The organism is Burkholderia sp. BE12, assembly GCF_002959955.1.
GTDB lineage: Bacteria > Pseudomonadota > Gammaproteobacteria > Burkholderiales > Burkholderiaceae > Burkholderia.
Genome location: NZ_PREY01000002.1, coordinates 41,874 through 66,833, shown reverse-complemented (window position 1 = coordinate 66,833; position 24,960 = coordinate 41,874). Strand labels below are relative to the sequence as shown.

The window sequence follows — 24,960 nt, the reverse complement described above, 5'->3', positions numbered from 1 at the left end:
GGCCGCGCCATCACTTACCTCGGCGGCACCGCGATCGGCGCATCGGGCCGTTGCGGCGTCACCGACCGGCCCCAGTTCGAGCCGAAGCGATTCCGCTCGGTCGACAGGTTGAACGTGCCGAGCCGGTTCGACGGCTGTTTCGACAGCCGCTCCGCATCCGTTTGCGACGCGCCCGCCTGCGGCTCGGCCTTCGGCTTCAGTTGTTCGCTCAGGCAGTCGTACGACAGTGCGCGCTTGCCGTCGACTTCCGCGTCGACGCACACCGGCTTCGCCGCCGAACCCAGGCCGGCCGGCGCGGGCACGCTCGCTCCCGCGCGGCTGCCCTGTGCATGCGCGCCGGCCGCCAGCAGCAGGCAGGCGATCGCCGCGATGCCGTTTCGTCGCATCTTCATCCATGCCTGCATCGGTAACGACTCCGTTGCGCACATGCCGTCATGCTCCCGCGCCAGGCCCCGGCGCGCGGGCCAGGAAGCGTCCGAACGCCGCGCGATCGGCTGCGTCGACGGCCGGGTCGCCCGCATCGACATGCCGCGCCCACGCATCGCGCATGCCGTCGACCGGCTGCCAGGCTTGCACCTGCGCGCCGGTCGGATACGGCGTGACGAGCGGCTCCCGGTAGTCGACGCGAAACAGCGGCGACGCGTCGTTGCCGGCCGTCCACAGATCGCCGACGTCGCGCACGCTCGCGTCGAACCAGAAGCGCACCCAGCGAACGGCGGGCGGACGCGCATCGTCGGCCGGCATACCGGCGCCGGGCATACCGGCAGCGGGCGTACCGGCACCGGGCGTACCGGCACTGGGCATACGGGCACCCGACGCAGCGGCGCCCGACGCCTCCGGCACGCGCAGGAAACCGGCCAGGACGAGCAGTACGGCGGAGAGATCGTCGTCGCGCAACGTCCGGTACGACCAGAGATCCGCGACATCCGCGCACGAGATCACCGCGATGAAACGCCCGATCGTGAGCGCGGGCCACGCCTGCCGCATCAGCGCGTAATGGCGCGGCCATTGCGCAATGAAACGGTCCCGATGACGAGCCGCGACCTGCACGTCGCGCGAGCCGCGAATCGTCGGTTCCTCCGGTTGATACTGGCGTGTGGTGAGCACGCACTGCGCCGAACATCGCGCGCTCCGGTGCCGCGCATAGCCGCCCGCACCGGGCAGCGGCTCCAGCGCGCCGAAGCAAAGCGGACAATGCGTCGGCCACTCGCCGGGCCGGCCCGGCCACGGGTTCGCCTTCGGCATGCGCGGACGGTCGGAGGCGGCGCCGGAGCGACGACGCCCCGGCGTACGCGCGTCGGGCGCCTCGACGCGCGGCGTCGAACGGAGCGTGGCCATGAGCGCGCCTACCGAGCCGACGCGAGCGCTTTCTTCAGCGCGTCTTCGTTGATCGGTGCGTTCGCGCCCAGCTTCGCGAGATACGCCTGTGCATTCTGCTGCGTGCGCTGGGCGCGCAGCATCGCGCGCAGTTGCTCCTTCACGTCGGCCAGCGGACGCGGCGCGGCCGCCCGTATCTCGATCAGCTTCACGACGTGGAAACCGGCCGGCGTCTGGATCGGCGCGGATACCTGGCCCGGCTTCAACGCGTCGGCTGCCTGACGGACCGCCGGCACCATCGACTGATCGGGCACGAAACCGAGATCGCCGCCGTTCGCGGCGCTCGCCTTGTCCTGCGAGTTCGCCTTCGCCAGCGCCGCGAAATCGCCGTTGCGCGCGCGGCTCGCGAGATCGGCGGCCTGCTTGCGCGCCTTGTCGAGCGTCGCGGCATCCGCGTTCGGCGGCACCGCGATATAGATCTGCGCGACGTGCAGCGCGCGCGGCGCCGTGAACGCCGCGCGGTTCTTGTCATAGGCGGACTGGAGCTCCGCGTCCGACGGGTAGTCGGCCGGCGGCGTATTCACCGACGCGAGATAGCTGCGCACGACGATTTCGCGCTGCGCCTGCTCGACGGCAGCCTGCACCTGCGGCTGCCGGTCCCAGCCCTTCGATTTCGCTTCGGCCAGCACGGCCTTCTGCGCGAGCGTCGAACGCACGACCTGGTCCAGCGCCGCGGGATCGGCCGCGAGACGCTCGCGCCCTTCCGCGCTCACCGTCTTCAACAGCCCGGCGATGTCGGCCTGCGTGACCGACGCCTGCGCGGCATTCGCGATCACGTCGTCCTGGGCGCATGCCGCGAGCGGCGCGCCCAGGACGAGACCGCCTGCCACCATCGCCAGCATCTTCATTTTCGTCATCATCGTTCGACTGCCCTCTGGATTGCTTCTTTTGAATGCGGACGCCGTATCAGCGCGCGCCCGTCAGCGTCACGCGCAGGACGAGCGGTTGCGCCATCCCGCGTGGCGGTGCGATGCCGATCTCCCTGCCGGCAAGCGCAGCGTGCAGCGCAGCGTCGAGCGCCGCCTGCCCGACCATCGCGCTGTCGACCCGCGTCACCCGCCCGCGCCGGTCGACCCACGCTCGCACCGGCAGTACCGGCCCGTCGTCGCCGGCATCGGCCAGCGCGTCGGCCCAGCGTTCGACGTCCGCGCGCAGGCGGCCTGCGGCCGCATCGTCGCCATCGAGCGCCGTCTGCAGCCACCGCGCGACGTGTTGCGCGTACCTGCCCCACGCGGCGGGCACGTCACGCGCGGCCGTCGCGTCGGGTCGCGTGCGACCCGGCAGCAACGCGCGCAGCGCGGCACCGAGCCGGTGCGCGACGATCACGATTGCGCGGCCGCTTCGACGGTTGCGGCCGTGGCGTGCGCTTCACCGGCCGCTGCCCGCGCCGCCGCTTCCTGCTCGGCCATCGCGGGGCGGTTGCGCAGGTGCAGCAGGAATTCCTGGATCAGCCGATCCCACAGCTCGACCGTCGAACGCAGATGGCGCTCGGACACGCCGCCCGCGACCACGACGTCCATCTCCAGCGCGAGAAACTGCCCGTGGCTCGCGAGACGCGCGAAGCGCTTGGTGCGGTTCCAGTCCGCGACGAGTTCGGCCGGCAATTCGCCCTGCACTTGCAGCACGCACGACAGCGTGTAATCGATATACGGCAGCGCGGCGAGCGGCGTGTCGGCCCCCTGCGGCGCGAGCGGCGCCGCCGGGTTGCCGAAGCGCACCGCGAAGCCGACGCCCTGGCTCGCGCTCATCAGTTGCACCGCGCCGTTCTGCTCGGCGGCCGTCACGCGGTAGCCCGCACGGCGCAGCACGTCGGCCAGGTGGTCCGCGCTGATCGCCTCGATCGGCGCATCGTGTGCCGCGCGTTCGGCGCCGGCGTTCGGTTGCTGGTCTTGCATGTCGAGGTTCCCCCTGTTCGACGAATCGATGGATTCCAATGCGGTATCGGGCGACACGCTCACGGTGCGCTCGCCGCCGATGCCGGTGCCGCGGCGGCCGCACGCGCGGCCGGATCGTACTTTCCCGCATACAACGCATCGCCGTAGCGCTGCGCGAGATCGTCGTACTTCACGCGCGCCGACTGTGCGAACGGCTGGCGCGACGAGAAGAACGTGCCGATCCCGACATGCTCGTACGCGTCGAGAATCTCGTGCCCGACGCGATACAGCTCGGCATTGTGTGCCTGGCAGGTTTTCAGTTGCGTGTCACGCGCGGCAACGTCCTTCTGCAGTTGCGTGTGCTGCGCATCGCGGGCGCGCGACACGGCGAGCAAGTCCTCATAGGACGCCTTGTATTTCGCGAGCGACCTCGCATCCTGCTCGCGGCCGGCCCGCTCCTGCGCGAGCGCGCGCTTCGCGGCCGCCTCGGCGCCCGAGTCGCCGCGCGCCGCTGCAAGCTGCCCCTGCATCGCCTTCAGTTGCGCGAGCGCATCGTCGCGCTGCTTCTCGGCCGCCGCCTTGTCGCTCTGCAACTGCGCCTGGCCGTCCTGCAACTGGCGCAGCTCCTGCACGGTCGAGCGCAACTGGCTGCGCAGCTTGTCCTCGATGCTCTGCGCGTGCGCGCCGACGGTCGCGAGCAGCAGCGCGCCGGCCACGGCGGCCGCCAGCATCGTGCGAGTGATCGTATTCATTCGCGGCTCCGGTCAGAAGCGAGCATTGAGTTCGATCTGCAGCACGTCGATCGATACCGGCGGCCCGTACACTTCCTTCGAGCTCAGGTAGCGGGCCGACACCCACGTGTCGCGCGCGACCGCATAGGCCGCGCCGATCACGTAGCCGCGTGCGTTGGTGCCGCCGAGATGGAAATCGGGATCGTTGAACGCGTCGAGCACCGCGTCCGGCTGCAGGTACTTGTACGCGATCGAGAAATTCCACTGGCCCTTCTCGCGCGGCTCCGGCTCGCCGACCGTCGCCTTCGCGAGGAAGCCGTTCGGGCCGCTGCGATAGTCGGCGCGCGTCGCGTTCACCGACGTCGCTTCGTAGTTGTTGACCGGCAGCGACGCCGCCGCGAACGCCTTGTTGTCGTTGTACGCGAGGTTGCGCACGAATTCGCCGTCCAGGCGCAGCTTGAAGCGGTCGGCCACCACCGTGTCCCACTGCGCCTTCAGGTCGAGCAGCCGGTAGTTGTACGCGAGCCCGAAGAGCTGCGGCTGCGGCGTCATCCCCGGCGCGAGGTTCGGGTTCTGCACGATGTTGCGCAGCGCGATCAGCGTGTTGCCGCCCTGCATGAACGCGGGCGCCTCGTTGTCGGTGTTGCAGCTCGTCGCGCCGAGATACAGCGCGCACGGCGACGACAGCGTGCCGCGCATGTTCTGGAAGTCGTAGTACGCGACCGCGCCGCGCAGCCGGTTCTTCGCGTCGATCTTCCAGTCCGCGCCGAACTGCGCGCCGAACATCCACTTCGTGTCGCTGCCGGCCTTGTCGGTGCTGTTCGACGGGAAGTTCTCGCTCGTGTACTGGATCGGGAACACGCCGAGCGTGCCGAACAGCGTGACGTCCGGATTCCACGGCAGCGCATGGCGTAGGTTCGCCGCGAGCCCGTCCATCATCAGGTCGTCGGCGAACACGAGATCCGACTTGAAGAACGGATTGTCGAAGCGGCCGGCCGTCAGGTTCAGCCACGGCGTCGGCCGGTAGGCGAAGAACGCCTTGTTCAGCCAGATGTTCTTCTTCGCGAAGCCGCCGCCGGCGGTCGACGTGGTCGACACGGGCCCGTTGTCGTTGCCGCTCGCGAGCTGGATGCCGGCGATCATCTCGTCGGACAGCGTCGCGGTCACGCCGAGCCGCGCACGGTAGCGCAACAGGTTGTTGCGGTTCTGCGTGGTGTTCTGCGTCGGCAACTGCGTCGTGTTGGTGTTCGGGTTGATGTCGAACCCGTTGCCCTGGTTGATCGCCGCGAAGTTCGTGACGTTGTTCGCGTTGCGGCTGCCGTAGAAGTGATACTCGTCGCGCACGCGCAGGTCGCCGTCGAGCTTGATCCGCGATACCCAGTCGGGGAACGTGTTCGGCTGCGCCCAGTTCTCGGCCTTCGCCTGTGCGATCACTTCCTGCTTCACCTGGTCGCGGATCTGGTCGCGCACGAGCTGCGGCACGTACGGCACCGCCACGTCGCCCGGCTGCGTCGGCGGATTGACCACGCCGCCCGCGACGACCGGTGCGCCCGACCCGCGCGCGGCCCGCGCGTGCACGGCCTCCGTGCGCGCCTCGCTGATCAGCTCGTTCGCGTTCTGCTGCGTGAGCACGCCGCGCTTGACGAGCAGGTTGATCAGGTTGATCACCACGCTTTCCGTCGGCGCGGCCTTCCCCGATGCCGCCTGCGCCTCGAGCGATTGCCCCTGCGCGACGGATGCGCACGTCAGCCCCAGCATCAGCACCGCCGCGCCGACGCGCGACAGGCGCGCGGGCGGCGCGCCGTTGCAGGGCACCCCGCCCCGTCCGTTCATCTTCCGAATCATCGATTACTCCGAGAAACACCGTCGTTCGTGGCAGAAAGGAAAAGAGCACCCTTGACAGGCGACTTCGTCCGCAGGCTAGGATGGCCGGCATGATCCTTGTCTATCGCTACCGGGTGAAGTCGCTCAACGGACTGCTCAACAAGCAGAGCCGCGCGGTGAACTACGTCTGGAACTTCTGCAACGACACGCAGAAGCACGCGCTCAAGTGGAACAAGAAGTGGCCGACCGGTTTCGACCTGAACGTGCTGACCACCGGCAGCAGCAAGGAACTCGGTATTCACTCCGGCACGGTCAACGCGACGTGCGAGCAATACGCGAAGTCGCGTACTCAGCACCGTCGGCCCTACCTGCGCTATCGCGGCAGGAAATCGCTGGGCTGGGTGCCGCTGAAGGGGCGTGACCTGAAGCGCGAGGGTGACGCGTTTCGTTTCGCCGGCAACACGTTTCGCGTGTTCAACAGCCGCCCGCTTCCCGAAGGCAAGATCAAGGACGGAACCAACTTTGCGCAGGATGCACGCGGCAACTGGTTTCTCAACATCGTGATCGAGATGCCCGATGTTCAGGCCCGCCCGATCCGTTCCGGTGTCGGTATCGATCTCGGCCTGAAAGACTTCGCCACACTTTCGACCGGCGAGAAGCTGCCCAATGACCAGTTCGGCCGACGAGCGGCGGAAAAGCTGGCGAAAGCGCAGCGAGCACGAAAGCACAAGCGGCATATCGCGAAGTTGCACGCCAAGGTCGCGAATGCCCGTGCCGATTTTCAACACAAGCTTGCGCTCGATCTTGTGCGGCGCTTCGATTACCTCGCGGTCGGCAACGTGTCGGCCGTCAAACTCGCCAGAACCAGGATGGCGAAAAGCGTCTACGACGCATCCTGGTCGTCCTTCCGAAACAAGCTCCGTTACAAGGCGATGGCGCACGGGGCCACGTTCGAGGAAGTCGACGAACACGGTTCTACCCAGTCCTGTTCGTCGTGTGGGTCGAAAGACAGCACGACGCGGCCGAAAGGTATCGCAGGGTTGCGAATAAGAGAATGGACATGCAGTGAATGCGGTGTCGTACATGATCGTGATACCAACGCTGCGTTAAATATTCTCCGATGCGGACGTGCATCGCCAGGTGTGGGAATCCTCAGCCATTAGGCAGGGGATGACGTCAACGAAGCACTCCGAACAATTTTCGTTTCTTTTCCGGCAGCATCCGTGCGACGGACCTGCCCCATGATTCTTTCGTGGTCTCTCGCGCGCATCGTCATGCCGGCTTGCGGCCCTGGAGCTTGACGAGCACCGGGTACGACGTCGCCGGCGGCGGCACTTCGTCGACCTTGCCGAGCGCCTCGACCGCCGCCACGACGGCCGCGTCGATCTTCGCGTCGCCGGTCGACTGCGCGACCGTCACCTTCGTGATCCGCCCCGACGCATCCATCCACAGGTTCAGGCTGCCGGTGAACCGCGCACCGCCGGCCTCCTGCACGCCCTTGTCCTGTTCGATCGCACGCTGCAGCACGTACACCATGTACTGCGCATAGCTCGCGTTGCCGAACTTGCCACCCCCGCCGCTGCCGACCATTCCCGAGCCGTCGCCCGCACCGATGTTGAAGCTGTCGGTGCCGGCCTGCGCGGGCGCGTTCATCGTCATCTGCTTCGGCTGGTTGTCCGACGGCTTCGGTGCCTCAGAAGGCTTCGGCGCGACGGTCGGCTTGTCGACCGGCGTCTTGACCTCTTCCTTCACCTTCTCGGGCGGCGGCTTCTGTTTCGGCGGTGGCGGGGGCGGCGGCAACGGAATCACCGTCGTCACCTGCGGCGCGCTCACGCGCTTCACGCCCGCGGTGTCCCCCGCGAAATGCCAGATCAGCGCGGCGAGCCCCGCGAGCACGAGCGCGATCGCAACCGGCTTCACGAAGCGGCCGGGGCCTTTCTGCGGCGGGCCGCCGTTGTAGGTCATTTCCATCGCGCTAGCCGCCCTGCTTCGCCTTGCCGGTCACGAGCCCGACCTGCGACAGGTCGAGCCGGCGCAGCAAGTCGAGCACGTCCATGACCTTCTGGTACTGCACGGCCGCGTCACCCTTCAGCACGATCGGGAATTCCGGATTGGTCGCCTTCTCGGTGCGCAGCCGGCTTTCGAGCTCGTCCATCGTCACCGGATACGCGTCGAGGAACACCTGCCCCGAATCGGCGACCGTGATCGCCTTCGTCTTCGGCTTCGCGAGACTCGCGGACGAGCTCGCCTTCGGCAGATCGACCTTGATGCCCTGCACCGACGCGGTGGTCATGATGATGAAGATGATCAGCAGCACGTACGCGAGGTCGAGCATCGGCGTGATGTTGATGTCGTCGTACGGCTTGTCGTCGTCCTGAACCTGCATGGTGGTCTCCTGCGTGCATTCAGTCGGCCAGCACGGCGTGATCCGGCGTGCGGTGAGCTTCGGCCAGGCGCGTGACGAATTCGTCGACGAACACCTGCATGTTCGCGGTCACGTTCTTGTTGCGGATCAGCAGGTAGTTGTAGCCGAACAGCGCGGGAATCGCGACGAACAGGCCGGTGACGGTGGCGAGCAGCGCGGCCGCGATACCCGGTGCGATCGCGTTCACGTTCACGTCGCCGGCCGCGGCGATCGCCGCGAACGTGATCATCACGCCGACCACCGTGCCGAGCAGGCCGAGGAACGGGCCGCCCGAGATCGCGATCGTCAGCAGCACCATCGATTTCGACAGCCGCTGGTTCTCGCGCACGAGCGTCGCATCCATCGACGCGCGGATCGCCTCGATCGATTCGGACGTGATCACCGTGCGGCCGTTGCCGTCCATGCGGCTGTGGATTTCATGCACGCCGGCCTTGTACAGCCGGTATAGCGACGACTGGTACAGCCGGCGGCCGTCGGTGCTCGCTTCGTCGACATGCGCGAGCCCGACCAGGTGACGCCCGGCCACTTCGCGGAAACGCTGCACGAAATACTGGTTGGCCTTGTCGACGGTGCCGACGTAACGCGCCTTCGTCCACATCACGATCCACGACACGAGCGCCATGCCGAGCAGGATCGCGATCACGACCCACGCGTCGACGGTCACCGACTGCACGATCACGCCGAAGTAACCGAAGCCGAAGCCCGACTGCTTCTCGTCGGCGCCGTACGCCACGAGCTTCGATTCGGAGCCTTGCGCGAGCGCGTCGACCGCGATCGCGGCGGGCGAACGCGCGATCTTCGACAGGCGCAGTTCGTCGAGCGCGCCCGCATACGCGGCGAACCCGGCCGGCGCGCCGGCGACGTCCGCGCCCACGGCCGCCGCGCCGGTCAGCGCGGGCAGCGTCGCCGCGACCTGCGTGGCCTGCTTGCCGTTCACGTAGACGGTCAGGTTCTTGCCGTCGGCCGTGACCGCGAGATGGGTCCACTGGTTCGCGGCGACGGGCGGCACGGCAGGCGTGCGCACCGGCGCCGGAGTGCCGGCCGCACCCGCCACTTCCGCGAACGGCACGCCGTTGTCGAGGCCGATCAGCAGCACATTCGCGCCGTCGCGGCGGCTGTACAGCAGCGTGTTCGGCGCCAGCGCCGACGGCTTGACCCACGCGCTGAACGTGAAGCTGCCGCCTGCGGCCAGGTTCAGCGACGGGCTCGCCGGCAGCGTCAGCGACCCCGTGCCGTCGAACCGCGCGCCCTTGCCGACGATGCCGTCCTCGACCGTGCGGAACGCCGCGTTCTGCGCATTGTTGCCGTATGCGGTCGCGTCCTTCGGCGGCGCGCCGGCCGCACCGTTGAAGTGATAGACGAGCGTGTAGTCGGCATCGAAGGTCTCGGCCGGCTTGCCGCCGTCCGGCGCCTTCTTGTTGCCGTAGTACATCCAGATCGATTCCGCGGCGCCGGCCGGCATCTTCGGCACGTCGACCCAGATCAGCGCGACGCCGAGCACCGGATCGTATTGCTCGACATGGAAATTCAGCGGCGTCTTGTCGTCGGCCGCGACGAAGCGGATGTCGGCGCCGTTGTCGGCCAGCCCGTCGAACTGGAAGTTGCCCGAATGCAGGCGAATCAGCAGCGGCACGCGGCCGGCCGATTCCGCGAGGTTCGCGCCCTTCGGGCTCGCGTCGATCGTGATCGCCTTTCGGTACGACCAGTCGTTCTGCCACCATGCGTTCGCGATGCCGGGCAGCACGCCGAGCATCACCGCCAACAGGAAAAACAAGACTCGCTTCACGATCCACTCCCCGAATGGGCGGGCGCCGCGCTCGTCGCATCGCCCCGCCACGATCAAAAAATCCGTCAGAATCCCAGCCTTACGTAGAAATCGAACCGCGGGCTGTACCGCCGCGTATAGACGCCGGCCTTCAACGGCCAGCCGGCCTCGAAATCCGCGCTCGCGTATTTCATGAGCTGCAGCCGCGTGCCGACACCGACGCTCATCAGGTTGAAGCGCGACGTCTGCTCCGGCAGCGGGCTCAGCAGCCACAGGTGCGCCGCGTCGAAGAACGCATGGAAGCGCCATTCGTTCACCCGGCTGCCGACCGCGCCGCCCAGCCACTTCGACAGCGATGGGCTGCGCAACTCCAGCGACGCGATCACGCCGCTGTCGGCCGTGTCTTCCGCCTGCATGTAGCCGCGCACGCTGTTCATCCCGCCGGCTGCGAACTGCTCGCTCGACACGAGCGGCGAGTTCGAGATCTGGGCGTTCACGTGCGCATTGGCCTGCATGTCGTTCGCGAAGCGCTGCGTATGATTCACGTCGAACTTGCCGTACACGAAATCGGGCGTCGCGTTGTAGCGCTTGTTGTCCCACGCGCCCCAGTCGCTGCCGAGGCCGCGGATGTTCGTCGTCAGCGATGCGGAGAACGACGTCTGCGAGTTCTTCAGGCTCAGCTGGCCGTTGTACGACAGCGTCACCGGCACGTACGTGAGCGGCGCCGTCGAGCCGCCCTGGCCCGGCAGCGACACGTCTTCGTCGTAATGCTTGCGGTCGATCTCGATGCTGACCGTGTGCGCGTAGGTCTCCGTCGCAGGCAGCGAATAGATCGCGGTGAAGCCGTACGTGGTGCCCTTGCCGAGCACGTTGGTGTTGCCGACCGACGCGACGTTGCTGTCCGAATGCACGACCGTCGCAAGAAAGCTCCAGCGCGAATCCTTGATCGGCGCGAGATACGAGAACGCGTAGACGCGCGCATCGTTGGGATGCTGCGGCGCGATCACGTAGGTACCGGAAATCACGTGGCCGAGCTGCCACAGATTCGAATAGCTGAGGCTCGCGGTCGTGCGCAGCGTCGACGTGCCGGGGCTGTTGTCGTTGTTCAGTTCGAGCGAGCCGTGCAGCGGGCTGTGATCGTCGACCTTCAGGTCGACGTCGACCGTCTGCGGCAGCGCGCCCGGCTTCAGCACCGGGATCACCTGGCGGTCCGCCGAGCGGTTCAGGTCGGTGAGCTGCTGCTGTGCCTGGTTGAAATCGGGCACCTTGCCTTCAGCCAGCGCGGGTACCGCGTCGCGGATGTTCTGCGGCGAGTTGTATTGCGCGCCGTCCACGCGCAGCCGGCCGACCTTCGCCTCGGTCACCTGCAGCAGGATCACGCCGTTCTTCACCTGCTGCTGCGGCAGCTCGACCACGACCGACTGGTAGCCGCGATCCTGGTATACCTTCTGCAACGCATCGCGGGCCGCGTTCACGTCGGCGAGCGTGCGGCCCGGCCCTTCGAACGGATACACGGCCTTCTCGATCTCGAGCGTCGGCAACGTCGTGTTGCCGCGCACCACGAAGGCATTCACGTCGAACGACTGCGGCGCGGCGGACGCCGCCTTCGCGGCCGGCGCGGCAGCTTCCTGCGCATGAACAGCCGGCGCGACGCTCAATCCTCCGGCCAGCACGGCGCCGGCCAGGCATCGGCAATTCAGCCGCCATCGTTCGCGTGACTTGCGGTCTACTCTCGGCGGCATGCGCCATTCCCCTTTTGTTGTTCCGGATCGCAGCGAAGCTGTCGCGAACTCGCCGCTTGCCCCGCTATCAGCTGCCTGTTTCACTTTGATGACGATTGATTCGCCATCCTTATCATGAATCGTGTGATGCTCTATATACTGTCGATCCGAACTCAGCCGTGATGCGTCAACACCGCCTGCGCATCGGCGTGAAACCCGAACTGCGTCACCGCGAACTGCAACAGCGTATCGACGCACGTCGCGAGCGATGCACGGCCGGTATCGAGCGTGATATCGGCTTCCACCGGCGGTTCGTACGGCGCCGAAACACCCGTGAATTCCGGCAGCGCGCCACACCGCGCCTTCGCATACAGCCCCTTCGGATCCCGCGCCTCGCAGCACGCCAGCGGCGTGCTCACATACACTTCGCGGAATGCCGGCCCCACGATCGCTCTCGCCGCGTCGCGCATCGCCGCGAGCGGCGAAATGACCGCGACGATCGCCAGCGCGCCGGATTCGCTCGTCAGTGCCGCGACTTCGGCGATGCGCCGCACGTTTTCGAAACGATCCTGCACCGTGAAGCCGAGATCCCGATTCAGCCCCGTGCGCAGCCGGTCGCCGTCGAGCACCACCGGATGCATGCGTCGGTCGCGCAGTCGCGCCGCTACCGCATCGGCCAGCGTCGTCTTGCCCGCGCCCGACAACCCCGTGAGCCACAACACCCCGCCGGCCCGCGGCGACGACGCGCGCCGCCCTGCGCGGGCCCCGTCTACCGATAAGGACGAAACGACATCGGAAAACCCGCAACGATCGATCGTCATCACGCGCGCTCCGCCGCCTTCGCGGGTTCGTCGTCCTCGCGCGGACGCGTCTGCCAGAAGCCGCCCTGCATCGTCACGATCGACGGCGTCTCGGCCCATTGATGCGGGCTCAGGATTTCGGCACGCCGCACGTTCGGGATCACCTGCACGTCGAAGATCTCGTCGACGCCGTTGAAGAACTGCAGGATGCCGAGCACGTCGCCGGTGTTCGCGTCGAGTGCGGCGACCCCCGCGACCAGCACGTCCGATTCGCTTTCGATCGGCAATCCCTGCGGACCGCGTTTGTCGCGCAACTTCGACAGCCCGACGAACAGCACGCCCCCGTATTCGGCGAGACCGTGCGTGAAGCCCGGCAGCTTCGCGAGCACGCGCCGCGCGCCGGACTGCGGATCGATCTGCAGCACGTGGCCGCGACCGCCTTCGAGCACATGCAGGCGCCCGCCGATCACGCGCGGCGAATGCGGCATCGACAGCCCCGATGCGACGATCCGGCCGGACGGCACCTCCATCACGATGCCGCTGCCGGCCATTCCGCTACGCCAGCCGAACGGCTCGTTGCTCATGCCGAGCGCCGTCGCGAACCGCACCTTGCCGTCGGCGAACGCCATGCCGTTCAGGTGGCAGCGATCGTCCGGCGTGGTCTCCGTCACGAACGGCGGCTGCCAGATCGGCGTGAAGTTGAAATAGCCGTCGATCACGCTGATGCAGGAATAGCGTGTGTTGACCGCGAGCAGCACATGCTTGTCGAACGCCATGTCGTGCAGGTCGAGATCGCCCGTGTAATAGGACATGCGCGGCACGAACATCGCATCGTAGTGATCCGGTCGGGCCGGATAGCGCGGCGCGAGCGTCGACACGTTGGCGAACACCATCAGCTCGTGCATCGTGGCGACCGCGAGCCGCTTGCCCGACACGGCCATCCCCATCGAGCGCGGCAACAGGCACGCGGACAGCGTGGGCACGCCGTCGTCGACGCCGATCACGGCCACGCCGGACGGGCGGCGGCTCACGGCCAGCGAGCACCCGAGCGCCTCGAGCACCTGCAGGAAGCGCCCGGTGTCGCGCAGGTCGATGACCGGCGACAACGCTTCCGCCTGCCGCGCCGATACGTCGTCAGTCGGCGCGCCGCTTTCGCCCGCCGGCCGGGTTTCCTCGAACTGTTCCACTGTCATGCACCTGTCGGCTTCACGCCGCCTGATGAGAAAAAATGCCCGCTTGCAGACCCCCGCCCGCCGACCCGATGCACGCGCATCGGTCGCGAACGGGGCCGCGTACGGCGCACCAAGTCGCAGCTCCCACCTACCTAGACGGAACGAAGCGCGCATTGCCGCAATGTTTTTTTGCGTGACGTCGAGCGATCCGCCGGCATGGGCAAGCGTTCGACGCAAGCGGCCTGCATGCGTGCGGCCGCGCCCTCGCGCGAGACTCGCGAGACGCAGCGCATGACCTTGCGTGGCCCCCGTTTCGTGTACATGTCGTTGCCTGGCCGACGCGCGGCGCTTCGGCGGCCCGCCGGCAAACGAGGCGCCGTCCGGCCGGCCCCCGAGCGAAAACGCGACGGCCAGCGTGCGGCCCGACAATCCTCCGGTTTCAACCGGGAAGTTTTTGTGACATTCGACTGAAGATATTCACGAAACACGCGCGAAACACGGGGCGCGATCGTCGGGACCGTTTACGCCGCACCGCAAACCGCGAGCACGTACGAAATCCTGCGGCTTGCAGCCGCCCGCTTCGTCCTAGCTATTGAGAACGAAACATGTCAACGACAGGACACTCCATGTCATTCGCCACGATGCTCGTACGGTGGCTCGCCGGGCGGTTGGCCGGCGCCGCCGGTATGCCGGGCCAGTTGCGTCCGCGCGCCGCTCGTGCCGCGTCGAATCCGCCGCTGCGCTGGCGCTCGCCGTGGCTCGCGTGGCAGCTGCTGTCGTGGTCCGCGCTCACGCTGCTCGCGCCGCCGATCTGGACGATCGGCACGCTGCTGCTGATCAATCCGTCGAGCGACCAGCCGCTGTTCTGGGCGTTCGCGATGGCGATCGTGCCGGTCGCGAACGGCGTCGCGATCGTCGCGACGAACCAGCGGCATCACCGCACGCCGTTCACTCGCCGCCCCGCGGTTGCAGCCCACACGTTCGCGATCGCGATGACCGTCGGCTGCACGCTGTTCGTGCTGCTGCTGTGGCGCTCGCACGCGATCGCCGGCCTCGTCGGCCCGCTTGCCGACGTCGGCATGCGTCCCGCGACGCTCGCGTGCTGGGTCGCGGGGCTCGCCGCGCTGTTCGGCGTCGCGTCATCCGCGCATGCGAGCATCGCGCATGCGTGGCTGGCGTTCGAGGTGTGAGCGCGCCGCGCCGACACTGCGGGGGCACGCGAATGCATCGATACGGGACAGGAAGGACGGCGCACGCACGGCGCGAACGCGGCATCGCGATCGTGATGGTGCTGCTCGTCGTCGCGCTGGCGGCCACGCTCGCGGCCAGCGTGCTGTGGCGCCAGCAGGTCGCGACGCGCGACGTCGAGAACCAGCGGCTCGCGACCCAGACGATGTGGATCGAGCGCGCCGCGGTCGAGTGGGCACGCGCGACGCTGCGCGCGCAAAGCGCGACGTCGAACGTCACGTTCATCGGCCAGCCGTGGTCGGCGCCGGTCGCCGACGTGCAGCTCTCGGACCTGCTGCCGTCCGACGCGCTGGCGGTCAATGCGGAACTGTCGCGTGCGTGGATCTCGGGCAGCGTCGAGGACGCGCAGGCGCGCTTCAACCTCATGAACCTCGTGTCGCGTGCCGCGCCCGGCAAGCCGTGGCAGTCCAACGGGGAAGGCGTGCTGGCGTACCGGCGCCTGCTCGGCCAGTTGTCGCTCGATCCGGCGCTCGCGCAACCAACGGCCGATTACATGCTGCGTTCGCTGCGCGACGCGAACGGCCCGGGCGGCTGGCCGCTGCAGCTCGTGTCCGTCGACGATCTCGCTCGCGTTCCGGGCTACGACGCGCATGCGATTGAAGCGCTCGCCCCGTTCGTCACGATCCTGCCCGACCTGACCGTCGTCAACGCGAACACCGCGACCGAACCCGTGCTCGTCGCCGCGATCCCGACGCTGTCGGCGAGCCAGGCCAAGCGGCTCGTCGATCGGCGCGCGACCGCCTACTTCGTGAGCACCGGCGACATCGCCGAATACCTGCTGCCCGCGCAGGGCGGCAGCCCGACGTTGCCGGACGGCGCGGCCGTCGGCGTGAACAGCGGCTACTTCATCGTGCATTGCCGCGTGCATTCGGCGCGGATCAACGCGCGCATCGACACGCTGATCGCGCGCTACGGCAGCGGCAATTTCGCGTGGACGTCGGTGATCTGGGTGCGGCGGCTGACGAGTTGAAGCCGGATGCGGCAGGTACCGGCGCGGCGAACGGCGAGCCCGGCCGGGCCGGGCCGACAACGTACGATCGTCGCCGACTAATTCAGCGACGACTCGCTCAACGTCACCGGCCGCAGGCCCTGCGCCGCCGCCGCATCGAACGACAATCGCGTGAAGCTCGTCTCGCGCACTTCGCCGAGCAGCCGGTTCCAGTCGTCGATCGACACGAGCAGCGCGATCGGCCGGTTGTACTTGGTGACCATCACCAGCGCCTCACCGGCGTACCGCAGCGCCTTCGACGGATTGCTGCTGAAGTCGCGCGTCGCCATCGCGATCGTGCGCAGGCTGAACACGCTCGCGGCCGGATCGTCGCCGTTGTCGTGCAGCAGGCACTCGAGCGTCGCGGCGCGCAGCAATGCCTGCGACTTCGAGGACAGCCGGCTGTCGCGGCGGCGCCGCCGTTCGCTGCGCGGGTCGACGTGCACGGCGAGCATCCGCACGATCTGTCCGAGCGTCGTCGCGGGCAACTGGTCGTAACGCTGCCACCAGTCCGGCGGCAGCGCGATCATCATGCCCGCATAGGTGGCCGTCACGCCGTCGGCGATCAGCGACGGCAGGCGCGCGACGTCGCGCGCATCGAGATCGAGCGCGCCGCCGACGACACGCGTCATCACGCTGAACGCGTTGTAGGCGAACGCGGCGATTCCGCTCGCCAGCAGCGCCGCGCGCGCGGGCACGGCGCCGAACGGCGTGCCGCCCATGACGGGCTCGAGCGCGAGCGGCAACGCGTCGCGCCAGCGCCGGCGCGACAACGCCACGACCTGCGGCGCGTCGAACCGCTCGGCCGACAGATCGGTCAGCAGCGTGACGATATCGCCGGACGCCTCCGCGCCTTCCCATTCGATCTGGCGGAACGTGTCCGACGCGCCGCCCTCGCCGGCCATCCCGACGGATCGTTCGCGAACGCGCCCGGCGCCGAACACGCCGGCGTCCTGCCAGTCGCCCAGCGGCCGGCAGGCAGCCGAACGGTCGTATTCGCGCAGCACGAACGCGCCGCCGCGGCGCGGCCAGCCGGACAGGATCGCATCCGTATCGAAGCGCCCGTCGACGATCCACAGCTCGCCGGGCCGGACCGTTTCAAGCAGCGCGCCGACGAATGCGCGCTCGTGCGCCCGGCCACGCTCGCAAGGCAGCAGGTCGACGATCATCCCGAGATCCGGGTCGTACACCGGCAGGACGCGCGCACCGCCTGCCGCCGCATCGCGCGCCGGGTCGTCGCACGCCCGCCCGCAGCCGCAACCGTCGGCTCGCGGCGCACAGGCCTCGGCGGCCCCATCGAGCACGCGCAGCCGCATCCCGTCGACGGCGCGCGCACCATCGACGTCGCGCATCGCCGCGACCGGCAGCAGCAGGTCGACACTGTCGCTGACCAGCGCACGCCCCCAGCCGGACCGCCACCGGCTCATGCAATCGTGCAGCGCCGTCACGGCCGCACCAAACCCCGGCGCGACAGTGCCGACGGCATCCGGCATCCGCTGCCACGCGGCAATCGCCGCGATCGCGTCGACGGCAACGGCAAACAGCGCCTCGCGGATCGACTCGCCGTCGGGTTCGTCGCCGCCGCCCGCCGCGGCGCCGACCCAGTCGTCGTGCAGCGCGCATTGCAGGACGAGCCGCGCCATGATCGTCATCGGGCTCTGCTCGACGAAGCGTTCCACGACCGCGCGCATCATCGGGTTACCCCACGCTGTCCGGTCGATCGTGCGGGCCGCACCGGCATGCGCTCGCGCGCGTCGCAACGCGTTCGCACTTGACGCAGCGCGATCGACCCCGCAGCATCGTGAGCGACCCGATCCGCGCGACGACGCACCGTCGCGGCGGTCCGCCCGCAATCAATGCACGAGGCACCGGCATGTACGTAGATCCCCGCGTGGCGCACGGCCGCGCCCGGTTCGACCTGAGCGGCTCGCCGCGGCTCATCGCCGACGAGCGCCGCTGGGAGATCAGCGATGTTGTCACGCGCAGCCTCGACGATTTCAAGGGCGTGCGCAATCGCCGCAACCTGCTCCGATTGCTGGAGCGTCAGATCGCGCCGAAACTCGTGCGCCTCGGGCTCGAACCGTACGTCGGCGCGCTCGGTCACGCGGAAGGGCTGTTCGTTCATTTCTCGACGATGAGCGCCGAACACGGCTTGCGTGAATTCCAGCTTCAATTGACGGTGCCCGACCTCGTGCTGCGCAGTTTCGCGTCGAACGTGATCCGGCCGCACGCGGTCGCGCGCTGCATGCAGCGCAACGGCGTGATGTCGCTTGCGGAAATCGAGCATGAGACGCGCATCGCGTTCGTCGCGGCGCGCGTGATGCGCTCGCTGGCGATCGCGGAAGGCTGGCAGCAGATCGGCGTGCCGACGCCGCACGGACTGTTCGTCGGCACGCTGACGCAAGCGCGCGACGTCGCGATGAATACCTATTTTCGCCCCGGCGACAACGACCGCCCGTCGCGCTGGAGCGGCTTCTCCGCCCTCTTCTCGACGATGCCGGACTGGCGCCCGGAACAGGTCCGGCACGGCGGCGAACTGCTGCAATGGATGGTCAACCATATCGTGGCCCTGCAAGAATCCGCACCGTTCGTCGAACGCTTTCCGTTTTTGCGCGAGCCGCTGCGCGACGCCGACGATCCGCTCGATGCCGCGTGGAGCGGCGCGCGCGCCGACCATCGTGCATGACGGGTGATCCGGGGGCCATTCCGGCCCCCGTTCCCCGGTCTCCACGCCACAGCCCCTCTTCACGGCCCCTCGCTCTCTCATATACAAGGTCGCAGCGGCCCCGCCTAACCCGCAGACTTTCTTGCAACGCCCATGCGGCGCGTCAATGCGTGCGCGTCGACCCGCCCGGCTCGCCGGGCTCCGGACGGCCGACCGTCTCCAGCACGGCCCACATCCAGATCAGCTCGCGCACCGTGCGCGCATGCTCGTCGCTCTGCGCGCGCCAGCGCGCGAAAGCGTCGCGTTCTTGTTCAGTCGTGTCGCCGGCGCGCAACCACAGCAGCCAGCGCACCGCGCCCTCGCGGATCGCGTCGGCGCGCGTGTCCGCGACGCCGGAATCCGTATCCCGTTGCGATTCGTTCATGATCACGCCACCGCCCGAAGCTCCCTCGACACACATCCCCCCACCGCGCATCGCTGCACGGCCGGGGCGCTTGCCACCCACGCCTCGGGTCCGACGACGCCCCGCCGGGCCGTCACGCGTGACAGCCCGGCGTTTGCCGGCCCTCATGGATAAGGTCGTATCGACGCGCCGTAACCCGCAGCGCGGGCAGCCGAGCGGCAGGCGGAGCAGCGGCCTGAAGGAAGCGGGATAAAGGAAGGAAAGCGGAACGCGGGGAAAGCAGCTCAGCTCAGCTCAGCTCAGCTCAGCTCAGCTCAGCTCAGCTCAGCAGCACGATGTTGCCGGGCAGGCGCGTGACGTGCGCGCCGTACAGGCGGCCGACCATGTCGATCACGTCGTCGAGCCGGGTGATCGGAAACTGCGCCTGCATTCGGTTCGCGCCGAGCGACGCGCTGCGCAGGATGACTTTGCCGCGCCGGTAGCGGTTGATCTCGTCGACGACGTCCGACAGCGGCACGCCGTTGAACACCAGCATGCCGCGCCGCCACGCGCTGACGGCACCCGGATCGGTCCGCGACACCGGCTGCACGCCGCGGTCGTCGTAGACGACCTGATCGTCGGCACTGAGCGTACGCCCGCCGCGCGGATGCTCGAGCGTGACCGTTCCGGACAGACACGTCACGCAGACCTGCGTGCCCGTACGCCGCACGTTGAAACGCGCGACCAGCGCCCGCATGCGGCCGCCGCCCGCCACCACCGTGACCGGCTGGATCGGCGTCGCGCGGCCGGCCGGCGGCGCGACCGCGTCGATTTCCGCCTCGCCCGCGACGACTTCGACGCCATGCGCGGCATCGCTTGCCGGCAGCACGTCGAGACGCGTTTGCGTATTCAGTTCGACCGTGACGCGCGACGACAGCGCGACGCTGCGCTGCTCGCCGGTACCGGTGTGGTAATCGGCCGCGATGTCGCCGAGCGACGGCCACAGCTGCATCGGCGGCCGCACCGCGAGCCATGATGCGCCCGCCGCGACCGCGAAGCCGATGAACGCGCGCCGCCCGGTGCGCATCGTGCGTTCGCGCCTGGCGACATGTGCCCAGGCAGCGGCCGTGCGCTCCTCGTGCGCGAGTTCGGTCGCGGCCGTGCGCAGCGAGCTCCAGGTGCCGCGCAGCAGATCGGCGGCTTGCGGACGATCCGCACACCAGCGCTCGAACGCGTCGGCGTCGGCCTGGCTCGCGTCCCCCGAGCGCAGACGCAGCAGCCACGCACTCGCTTCGTCGAGTTCGTCGTGGGCAGGTTGGGCCTGGGCTTTCGTCATCGTCCGGATGCTCAAAATTTACGCGGGCCGCCTCGCGTGCCCGTGTACGGATCGCCGTCTTCCTGCATGCGCTGCAGGCAGTACTTCATCGCCGCGCTCAGCTCGCTTTCGACGAGCCGCAGCGAAATGCCGAAATGCTCGGCGATCTCGCGGTTCAGCAGGCCATCCACGCGGGCGGCCAGCAGGATGGCGCGGCGCCGCGGCGGCAGGCCGCGCAGCACGTCCTTCAGCGTCTCGACCTTGCGGCGCGCCGCGACGATGCGCTCGGGATCGGCCAGTTCGTCGGGCATCTCCAGCAGCGTCTCGACGTCGTCGTCGTGCAGATGCCGCCGTTCGCGCCGATGCTGGTCGATCGCGACATTGTTCGCCATCCCGAGTATATAAGCGTCCGCGTTCGTCACCTGCGTGGAGACGTTCGCGTTCTCGAGGCGCAGCCAGGTTTCGTGCAGCGCGTCGGCGGCGCCGTCCTTCGACCCCGTCACGCGCTCGAGCCGCCTGACCAGGTACGCGTAGCGCGTCGCCAGCAGATTCCGGAGCCCGGAGCGGTTGCTGTCGGACATGATGGCCTAGCCCCGCACCGCCGGCTGCGGCGCCGGGCAACGGAAATGCACGCCGTTGCCGGCCGGGCGCAGCAGGATCGTGACCGGCTGCGGCAGGTCCGCAGGCGGCGCGTCGTCCAGCTTCAGCGCGCGCAACGCGCGCATCACCGCCGCGTCGCGGGCGGCCGAACCGCTCGATGCCACCATGTTGACCGCCACCACCGCCCCCCTGTTGTCGATGCGCACCTGCGCGACGAGTCGATAGCTGCCCGGCACGGCCGCCGGCTGCGCGCACAGCGCATCGATCAGATGCGCCTGCAGCAGGCCCGCGAACGCACGCCGATCGCCGGAATCGCCGATCCCGTCGATCGGCAGCGCCGCATCCGCCGGCGTGTCGGCCGGAGCGGGCGGCGTCTCGGCGGCCGGCTGCGCGACGATGATCGCTTCGTCCGGGCGCGAGAATTTCGCACTCAATCCCGTTCCGGCCAGCATCCGCTCGAGCGCGTCGCGCGGCGCGAAATCGCCCTGGACCGGCGCACTCGTGCGCCCGTCGAGCAGCGGCGCCGGCGCGAGCACGATCAGCTCGGTGAGCCGCGCGAAATCCCGCAACGTCTTCGCGAGCGGCTGCGCGGGCAGATCGAAATGCACCGCGCTGCCCGGCTGGCGGCCGGTGGAACCGGTCTCCTGTGCCTGTACGCCGCGCATGCAAAGCACGACGAACGCGAGCCACGCGACGAGCGCCAGGACACCGGTCGGCGCCCGTGAACGAGTCATGAATCCCTGGACGGAAGTGGAGTTGCACGCCGCGTGCCGGAACGCAAACCCCCGTTAGCGGTTCGGCCGCAAGCGAACGACAGATTGTGAGCGGGCACTGTGACAGTCCGGTGAAGCGTATCGCCGCGCGGCTCAATCGCGCCGCACCGCTTTCGTGCATCGCCGGATCGCACGCGAACCACGACGCCCGCCGCTCAGGGCCGGCGCACGACGAAGTTGCCGATGCCCGTGCCGACGACGGCCATCCGCACATCGCCGGACCACAGCGTGATCGTCACCGGCACGTCGATGCTTTCGCTGCCGAGCACGATCCGCGACGGCGCTTCGCCGCCGCCCGTGTAATGCACCGACACGCCCGTCACTTCGCTGCCCCAGCGGCGTGCGCGATACAGGTCGTCGGTCATCGGCGCCCAGGCGCCGCCTTCGGTGCGCTGTACGAAGCGATAGCCGCCGCCGACCGGCTGCCAAGCGATCGGCATCGCGCGCACCTGCGCTTCGTCGCCGGCCGATTCGAGCAGGTTCGCCAGGCGCTGCGCCTCCTCCGCCAGATCGGTGCGCCGGTTGCGCGACGGCGCGAGCGTTACGACCGCGACCAGCAGCCCGGCGATCATGAGCACGACGAGCATCTCCAGCAGCGTGAAGCCCGCCGCCGTGTGACGCGGGACGCGTGTGTGTCGTATCGGCCGCTTCACGATGCGCACGCCGTTACTGCCACGAACCGATGTCCGCATCGTTGCCCTCGCCGCCCGGTTTGCCGTCCGCACCGTAGCTGAACACGTCGATCGCGCCGTGCGCGCCCGGGTTCAGGTATTGATACGCGTTGCCCCACGGATCCTTCGGCAACCGTTCCAGATAGCCGCCGTCCTTCCAGTTGTTCGGTGCCGGGTCGACCGTCGGCTTCTGCACGAGTGCGGTCAGCCCCTGCTCCTGCGACGGATAGCGGCCGTTATCGAGGCGATACAGGTTCAGCGACTGCATCATCGTGCCGATGTCCTGCTTCGCGGCGATGCGGCGCGCCTCGTCCGGGCGGCTCATGATCTTCGGCACGATCAGCGCCGCGAGAATCCCGAGGATCGCGACCACCACCATGATCTCGATCAGCGTGAAGCCGCGTTGCGTGCGGCGACGCGCTCGTCTGCCCGCGTGGCCGGCGTACGACGTTCGGGTTTCGTTGAGGCCCGTCATCATGCATTCACCCTCGCAGCAAAGAATGGAAAACGTCTTCTGTCCATCGCATCGACCCGTCGCCATGAAACCATTCGACCTGCTTCGCATCGCGCCGTCCCGCACCGATCTCGTGCAGCTCGCGGCGACGTTCGCCGCCGCCGCGACACTCGCCGCCGTGTCGCTGTGGGCCGTGCGCGTATTGAGCGGCGCCGATGCGCCGGTCGCGGCGCTTGCACCACCGCCCACGTCGATCGACGTTGCAGCCGGCGCACGGTTGTTCGGCGCGAAACCCGACGGCGGCGGCGATGCCATCCAGTTGCTCGGCGTACTCGCCTTCGATGCACGCCGAGCCGCTGCGATCGTCAGCGTCGGCGGCGAAGCATCGCGCGTCGTGTCGCTCGGCGCGGCGATCGGCGGCACCGCGAAGCTTGCCGAGGTTCGCGCGCGCTCGATCGTCATCGACCGCAACGGGCTGCAACACGAGATCGCGCTGCCCGCCGCGGAGAAGGCCAACGCGTTCGTGCGCTGAGCCGCGCATCACTGCACCATGTTGTTCAGCTCGATGATCGGCATCATCACCGCCAGTACGATCACGAGCACCACGCCGCCCATCGCCAGGATCAACAGCGGTTCGAGCAGGCTCGTCAGGAACATCGTGCGGCGCTCCAGCTCGCGCGATTCGCCTTCGGATGCGCGATCGAGCATCGTCGTCACGTCGCCGGTCGCCTCACCCGAGCGGATCAGGTGCACGAGCACCGGCGGGAACGTCTTCGTATGGGCCAGCGCGCGCGATAGCGCGGAGCCTTCGCGCACGCGCACGATCGCGTCGTCGACGTTCGCGCGCATCGCGCGGTTCGACAACGTCTCGCCGGCCGCCTGCAACGCACGCAGGATCGGTACGCCGGCCGCCGTGAGAATGCCAAGCGTGCTCGCGAAGCGCACCGTGTTGTAGCCGCGCACGAGCTTGCCGGCGAGCGGCGCGGTCAGCACCCACGTGTCGAATCTGAGCCGCGGTGCATCGCGCGACAGCACCTTGCGGATCGCATAGACGATCGCGACCGTCGCCGCGAGCGACGCCCACCACCAGTGCCGCACGAAATCGGACAACGCCATCATCACGACCGTCAGCGTCGGCAGTTGCTGCTTGGTGCTGGTGAACACGTTCGCGACCTGCGGCACCACGTAGCTCAGCAGGAACGTGACGATGCCGAACGCAATCAGCGTGACGATGCCGGGATACGTGAACGCCAGCAGGATCTTTTGTTTCAGCGCGTTGCTCTGCTCGATGTAGTCGGCCAGGCGCGACAGCACGACGCCGAGCTTGCCCGTGTGCTCGCCGGCCGCGACGAGCGCGCGGTAGATCTCCGGGAAATCGCGAGGATGCTGGCTCAGTGCGTTCGCGAACGAATGGCCGCCGACGATTTCCGCGCGGATCGACGCCATCAGCTCGCGCATGTATTCGCGTTCGGCCTGCTCGCTCAATACCGACAGCGATTCGTCGAGCGGCAGACCTGCGACCAGCAGGCTCGCGAGCTGGCGCGTGAGGATCGCCTGCTCGCGCTGCGACAGCTTGCGGCCGAGCGACAACCGTTGATGGCGCTCGCCGTGCAGACGCTGCGCGGCCAGTTCGACGACGAGCGGCGTGAGCCCCTGCGTGCGCAGATGGCTGCGGCCGGCGCGTGCGCTGTCGGCTTCGAGCACGCCTTTCAGCGTGCGGCCGGTGGGATCGATCGCTTCGTAGCGGAATGCCGACATGTCAGTACCCTCTGCCCTCGTGTCACGCGTACGACTTTTTCCGGCGATGTTGCGCAACGGGCCGGATGGAGTCGCCGGAGAAGACTAAGGAGCGAACCGGCGCAAATTTGTGACGGATGTTGGGCTACCTTTTTTGGCGGGCTTTATTACTTTCGATCGATATTCTTATATCGGAAAAACGATTTCATTCCGGATAGCATACTCAATCACTTGAAGATTAACGATCAGATACGCAAGAATCAGAATTCTTTTATCAAACCCATTAAATCAATTTCAGGGAAATTTCAACAGATGACTCATTCGTCTCCGGAAGAAATGCTCCGCAGCATCCGCCACGAAACTGACTTGGAGTTGCGATAGCGCGGCACCGTATGCCGGGAACCGTTCGCGTGACGTGCGGAAACGCGCTCCAGCACC

Annotated in this window: 26 protein-coding genes; 5 read left to right on the top strand and 21 right to left on the bottom strand. The window is 68.2% G+C overall.

The annotated features are described in order from the left end of the window. Positions 1-14: 14 nt before the first annotated feature. From C4B30_RS02375 to C4B30_RS02345, 7 genes are read right to left on the bottom strand one after another with little or no spacing between them, the layout of a single operon-like run. Positions 15-392: a hypothetical protein gene (locus C4B30_RS02375; RefSeq protein ID WP_105131777.1), complete on the bottom strand. Its 378-nt coding sequence runs from the start codon at positions 390-392 to the stop codon at positions 15-17. Positions 393-432: 40 nt separating this feature from the next. After that, the gene (locus C4B30_RS02370) at positions 433-1,338 is read right to left on the bottom strand and encodes a hypothetical protein (RefSeq protein ID WP_105131601.1); all 906 of its coding nucleotides are present in this window, start codon (positions 1,336-1,338) and stop codon (positions 433-435) included. 8 nt (positions 1,339-1,346) lie between these two features. Beyond that, positions 1,347-2,237 (bottom strand): peptidylprolyl isomerase, encoded by an 891-nt coding sequence (locus C4B30_RS02365; RefSeq protein WP_089501969.1) that lies wholly within the window; start codon positions 2,235-2,237, stop codon positions 1,347-1,349. A gap of 46 nt (positions 2,238-2,283) precedes the next feature. Then, complete coding sequence (locus tag C4B30_RS02360) at positions 2,284-2,703, bottom strand: hypothetical protein (RefSeq protein WP_234015373.1); 420 nt, start codon at positions 2,701-2,703, stop codon at positions 2,284-2,286. Beyond that, positions 2,700-3,272 (bottom strand): YbjN domain-containing protein, encoded by a 573-nt coding sequence (locus C4B30_RS02355; protein WP_105131775.1) that lies wholly within the window; start codon positions 3,270-3,272, stop codon positions 2,700-2,702. The genes C4B30_RS02360 and C4B30_RS02355 overlap by 4 nt, the downstream gene beginning before the upstream one ends. Positions 3,273-3,331: 59 nt before the next feature. Beyond that, positions 3,332-4,003, bottom strand: coding sequence for a hypothetical protein (locus tag C4B30_RS02350; RefSeq protein WP_105131600.1), 672 nt, complete (start codon positions 4,001-4,003; stop codon positions 3,332-3,334). Between the two features lie 12 nt (positions 4,004-4,015). After that, on the bottom strand, positions 4,016-5,827 hold the full coding sequence (locus C4B30_RS02345) for a putative porin (protein ID WP_105131599.1): 1,812 nt from the start codon (positions 5,825-5,827) through the stop codon (positions 4,016-4,018). Positions 5,828-5,916: 89 nt separating this feature from the next. Between C4B30_RS02345 and C4B30_RS02340 the strand changes: the two genes are divergently transcribed. Next, positions 5,917-6,969 carry an RNA-guided endonuclease InsQ/TnpB family protein gene (locus tag C4B30_RS02340; RefSeq protein WP_027780969.1) on the top strand — a complete coding sequence of 351 codons (1,053 nt, stop codon included), beginning with the start codon at positions 5,917-5,919 and terminating at the stop codon, positions 6,967-6,969. A 109-nt stretch (positions 6,970-7,078) separates the two neighbouring features. On the opposite strand, the gene C4B30_RS02335 is transcribed toward C4B30_RS02340, so the two are convergent. The 6 genes from C4B30_RS02335 to C4B30_RS02310 form a co-directional block, all read right to left on the bottom strand. Continuing rightward, positions 7,079-7,777, bottom strand: a complete 699-nt coding sequence (locus C4B30_RS02335; RefSeq protein ID WP_105131598.1) for a TonB family protein — start codon at positions 7,775-7,777, stop codon at positions 7,079-7,081. A gap of 4 nt (positions 7,778-7,781) precedes the next feature. Beyond that, positions 7,782-8,192 (bottom strand): ExbD/TolR family protein, encoded by a 411-nt coding sequence (locus tag C4B30_RS02330; protein WP_027780971.1) that lies wholly within the window; start codon positions 8,190-8,192, stop codon positions 7,782-7,784. A gap of 19 nt (positions 8,193-8,211) precedes the next feature. Beyond that, entirely contained in the window at positions 8,212-10,017 is a 1,806-nt protein-coding gene (locus C4B30_RS02325) for a DUF2341 domain-containing protein (RefSeq protein ID WP_105131774.1), read from the bottom strand. Between the two features lie 65 nt (positions 10,018-10,082). Then, positions 10,083-11,738 (bottom strand): ShlB/FhaC/HecB family hemolysin secretion/activation protein, encoded by a 1,656-nt coding sequence (locus C4B30_RS02320; protein ID WP_234015372.1) that lies wholly within the window; start codon positions 11,736-11,738, stop codon positions 10,083-10,085. 152 nt (positions 11,739-11,890) lie between these two features. Then, positions 11,891-12,538, bottom strand: coding sequence for an adenylyl-sulfate kinase (gene cysC, locus C4B30_RS02315; RefSeq protein ID WP_234015371.1), 648 nt, complete (start codon positions 12,536-12,538; stop codon positions 11,891-11,893). Further along, positions 12,538-13,710, bottom strand: a complete 1,173-nt coding sequence (locus C4B30_RS02310) for a TIGR03032 family protein (protein ID WP_105131596.1) — start codon at positions 13,708-13,710, stop codon at positions 12,538-12,540. The genes cysC and C4B30_RS02310 overlap by 1 nt, the downstream gene beginning before the upstream one ends. A gap of 605 nt (positions 13,711-14,315) precedes the next feature. On the opposite strand from C4B30_RS02310, the gene C4B30_RS02305 reads away from it, so the two are divergent. Both C4B30_RS02305 and gspK read left to right on the top strand, forming a co-directional pair. Then, positions 14,316-14,879 (top strand): hypothetical protein, encoded by a 564-nt coding sequence (locus C4B30_RS02305; RefSeq protein WP_105131595.1) that lies wholly within the window; start codon positions 14,316-14,318, stop codon positions 14,877-14,879. 32 nt (positions 14,880-14,911) lie between these two features. Further along, entirely contained in the window at positions 14,912-15,907 is a 996-nt protein-coding gene (gspK, locus tag C4B30_RS02300) for a type II secretion system minor pseudopilin GspK (protein ID WP_105131594.1), read from the top strand. Between the two features lie 77 nt (positions 15,908-15,984). Here the strand turns inward: gspK and C4B30_RS02295 are convergent, their stop codons facing one another. Then, the gene (locus C4B30_RS02295) at positions 15,985-17,619 is read right to left on the bottom strand and encodes a transposase (protein WP_105131593.1); all 1,635 of its coding nucleotides are present in this window, start codon (positions 17,617-17,619) and stop codon (positions 15,985-15,987) included. Positions 17,620-17,798: 179 nt separating this feature from the next. On the opposite strand from C4B30_RS02295, the gene C4B30_RS02290 reads away from it, so the two are divergent. Further along, positions 17,799-18,611: a hypothetical protein gene (locus C4B30_RS02290; RefSeq protein WP_105131772.1), complete on the top strand. Its 813-nt coding sequence runs from the start codon at positions 17,799-17,801 to the stop codon at positions 18,609-18,611. Between the two features lie 142 nt (positions 18,612-18,753). Here C4B30_RS02290 and C4B30_RS02285 read toward each other — a convergent pair whose 3' ends face one another. The 6 genes from C4B30_RS02285 to gspG form a co-directional block, all read right to left on the bottom strand. Further along, the gene (locus C4B30_RS02285) at positions 18,754-19,014 is read right to left on the bottom strand and encodes a FecR/PupR family sigma factor regulator (RefSeq protein ID WP_234015369.1); all 261 of its coding nucleotides are present in this window, start codon (positions 19,012-19,014) and stop codon (positions 18,754-18,756) included. Positions 19,015-19,312: 298 nt separating this feature from the next. Continuing rightward, positions 19,313-20,308: a FecR family protein gene (locus C4B30_RS02280; protein ID WP_105131591.1), complete on the bottom strand. Its 996-nt coding sequence runs from the start codon at positions 20,306-20,308 to the stop codon at positions 19,313-19,315. A gap of 11 nt (positions 20,309-20,319) precedes the next feature. Next, positions 20,320-20,868 (bottom strand): RNA polymerase sigma factor, encoded by a 549-nt coding sequence (locus tag C4B30_RS02275; RefSeq protein ID WP_011354683.1) that lies wholly within the window; start codon positions 20,866-20,868, stop codon positions 20,320-20,322. Between the two features lie 6 nt (positions 20,869-20,874). Beyond that, complete coding sequence (locus tag C4B30_RS02270) at positions 20,875-21,621, bottom strand: secretin and TonB N-terminal domain-containing protein (RefSeq protein WP_105131590.1); 747 nt, start codon at positions 21,619-21,621, stop codon at positions 20,875-20,877. A 194-nt stretch (positions 21,622-21,815) separates the two neighbouring features. After that, positions 21,816-22,352, bottom strand: coding sequence for a GspH/FimT family pseudopilin (locus C4B30_RS02265; protein ID WP_105131589.1), 537 nt, complete (start codon positions 22,350-22,352; stop codon positions 21,816-21,818). Further along, complete coding sequence (gene gspG, locus C4B30_RS02260) at positions 22,327-22,806, bottom strand: type II secretion system major pseudopilin GspG (RefSeq protein WP_105131771.1); 480 nt, start codon at positions 22,804-22,806, stop codon at positions 22,327-22,329. Before gspG ends, C4B30_RS02265 begins: the two co-directional genes overlap by 26 nt. Before the next feature lie 64 nt (positions 22,807-22,870). On the opposite strand from gspG, the gene C4B30_RS02255 reads away from it, so the two are divergent. Continuing rightward, on the top strand, positions 22,871-23,317 hold the full coding sequence (locus C4B30_RS02255) for a type II secretion system protein N (RefSeq protein WP_105131588.1): 447 nt from the start codon (positions 22,871-22,873) through the stop codon (positions 23,315-23,317). An 8-nt stretch (positions 23,318-23,325) separates the two neighbouring features. On the opposite strand, the gene gspF is transcribed toward C4B30_RS02255, so the two are convergent. Further along, positions 23,326-24,543, bottom strand: a complete 1,218-nt coding sequence (gene gspF / locus C4B30_RS02250) for a type II secretion system inner membrane protein GspF (protein ID WP_027780985.1) — start codon at positions 24,541-24,543, stop codon at positions 23,326-23,328. Between the last annotated feature and the right edge of the window lie 417 nt (positions 24,544-24,960).

What these genes read in the sequence shown, in the direction of transcription:
- cysC (WP_234015371.1), bottom strand. Translation starts at nt 12,538, where the DNA reads ATGACGATCGATCGTTGCGGGTTTTCCGATGTCGTTTCGTCCTTATCG.
- C4B30_RS02330 (WP_027780971.1), bottom strand. Translation starts at nt 8,192, where the DNA reads ATGCAGGTTCAGGACGACGACAAGCCGTACGACGACATCAACATCACG.
- C4B30_RS02320 (WP_234015372.1), bottom strand. Translation starts at nt 11,738, where the DNA reads ATGCCGCCGAGAGTAGACCGCAAGTCACGCGAACGATGGCGGCTGAAT.
- C4B30_RS02295 (WP_105131593.1), bottom strand. Translation starts at nt 17,619, where the DNA reads ATGATGCGCGCGGTCGTGGAACGCTTCGTCGAGCAGAGCCCGATGACG.
- C4B30_RS02305 (WP_105131595.1), top strand. Translation starts at nt 14,316, where the DNA reads ATGTCATTCGCCACGATGCTCGTACGGTGGCTCGCCGGGCGGTTGGCC.
- C4B30_RS02340 (WP_027780969.1), top strand. Translation starts at nt 5,917, where the DNA reads ATGATCCTTGTCTATCGCTACCGGGTGAAGTCGCTCAACGGACTGCTC.
- C4B30_RS02255 (WP_105131588.1), top strand. Translation starts at nt 22,871, where the DNA reads ATGAAACCATTCGACCTGCTTCGCATCGCGCCGTCCCGCACCGATCTC.
- C4B30_RS02265 (WP_105131589.1), bottom strand. Translation starts at nt 22,352, where the DNA reads ATGCGGACATCGGTTCGTGGCAGTAACGGCGTGCGCATCGTGAAGCGG.
- C4B30_RS02275 (WP_011354683.1), bottom strand. Translation starts at nt 20,868, where the DNA reads ATGTCCGACAGCAACCGCTCCGGGCTCCGGAATCTGCTGGCGACGCGC.
- C4B30_RS02270 (WP_105131590.1), bottom strand. Translation starts at nt 21,621, where the DNA reads ATGACTCGTTCACGGGCGCCGACCGGTGTCCTGGCGCTCGTCGCGTGG.
- C4B30_RS02285 (WP_234015369.1), bottom strand. Translation starts at nt 19,014, where the DNA reads ATGAACGAATCGCAACGGGATACGGATTCCGGCGTCGCGGACACGCGC.
- C4B30_RS02375 (WP_105131777.1), bottom strand. Translation starts at nt 392, where the DNA reads ATGAAGATGCGACGAAACGGCATCGCGGCGATCGCCTGCCTGCTGCTG.
- C4B30_RS02355 (WP_105131775.1), bottom strand. Translation starts at nt 3,272, where the DNA reads ATGCAAGACCAGCAACCGAACGCCGGCGCCGAACGCGCGGCACACGAT.
- C4B30_RS02365 (WP_089501969.1), bottom strand. Translation starts at nt 2,237, where the DNA reads ATGATGACGAAAATGAAGATGCTGGCGATGGTGGCAGGCGGTCTCGTC.
- C4B30_RS02345 (WP_105131599.1), bottom strand. Translation starts at nt 5,827, where the DNA reads ATGATTCGGAAGATGAACGGACGGGGCGGGGTGCCCTGCAACGGCGCG.
- C4B30_RS02280 (WP_105131591.1), bottom strand. Translation starts at nt 20,308, where the DNA reads ATGACGAAAGCCCAGGCCCAACCTGCCCACGACGAACTCGACGAAGCG.
- gspF (WP_027780985.1), bottom strand. Translation starts at nt 24,543, where the DNA reads ATGTCGGCATTCCGCTACGAAGCGATCGATCCCACCGGCCGCACGCTG.
- C4B30_RS02290 (WP_105131772.1), top strand. Translation starts at nt 17,799, where the DNA reads ATGTACGTAGATCCCCGCGTGGCGCACGGCCGCGCCCGGTTCGACCTG.
- gspK (WP_105131594.1), top strand. Translation starts at nt 14,912, where the DNA reads ATGCATCGATACGGGACAGGAAGGACGGCGCACGCACGGCGCGAACGC.
- C4B30_RS02370 (WP_105131601.1), bottom strand. Translation starts at nt 1,338, where the DNA reads ATGGCCACGCTCCGTTCGACGCCGCGCGTCGAGGCGCCCGACGCGCGT.
- C4B30_RS02335 (WP_105131598.1), bottom strand. Translation starts at nt 7,777, where the DNA reads ATGGAAATGACCTACAACGGCGGCCCGCCGCAGAAAGGCCCCGGCCGC.
- C4B30_RS02350 (WP_105131600.1), bottom strand. Translation starts at nt 4,003, where the DNA reads ATGAATACGATCACTCGCACGATGCTGGCGGCCGCCGTGGCCGGCGCG.
- C4B30_RS02310 (WP_105131596.1), bottom strand. Translation starts at nt 13,710, where the DNA reads ATGACAGTGGAACAGTTCGAGGAAACCCGGCCGGCGGGCGAAAGCGGC.
- gspG (WP_105131771.1), bottom strand. Translation starts at nt 22,806, where the DNA reads ATGACGGGCCTCAACGAAACCCGAACGTCGTACGCCGGCCACGCGGGC.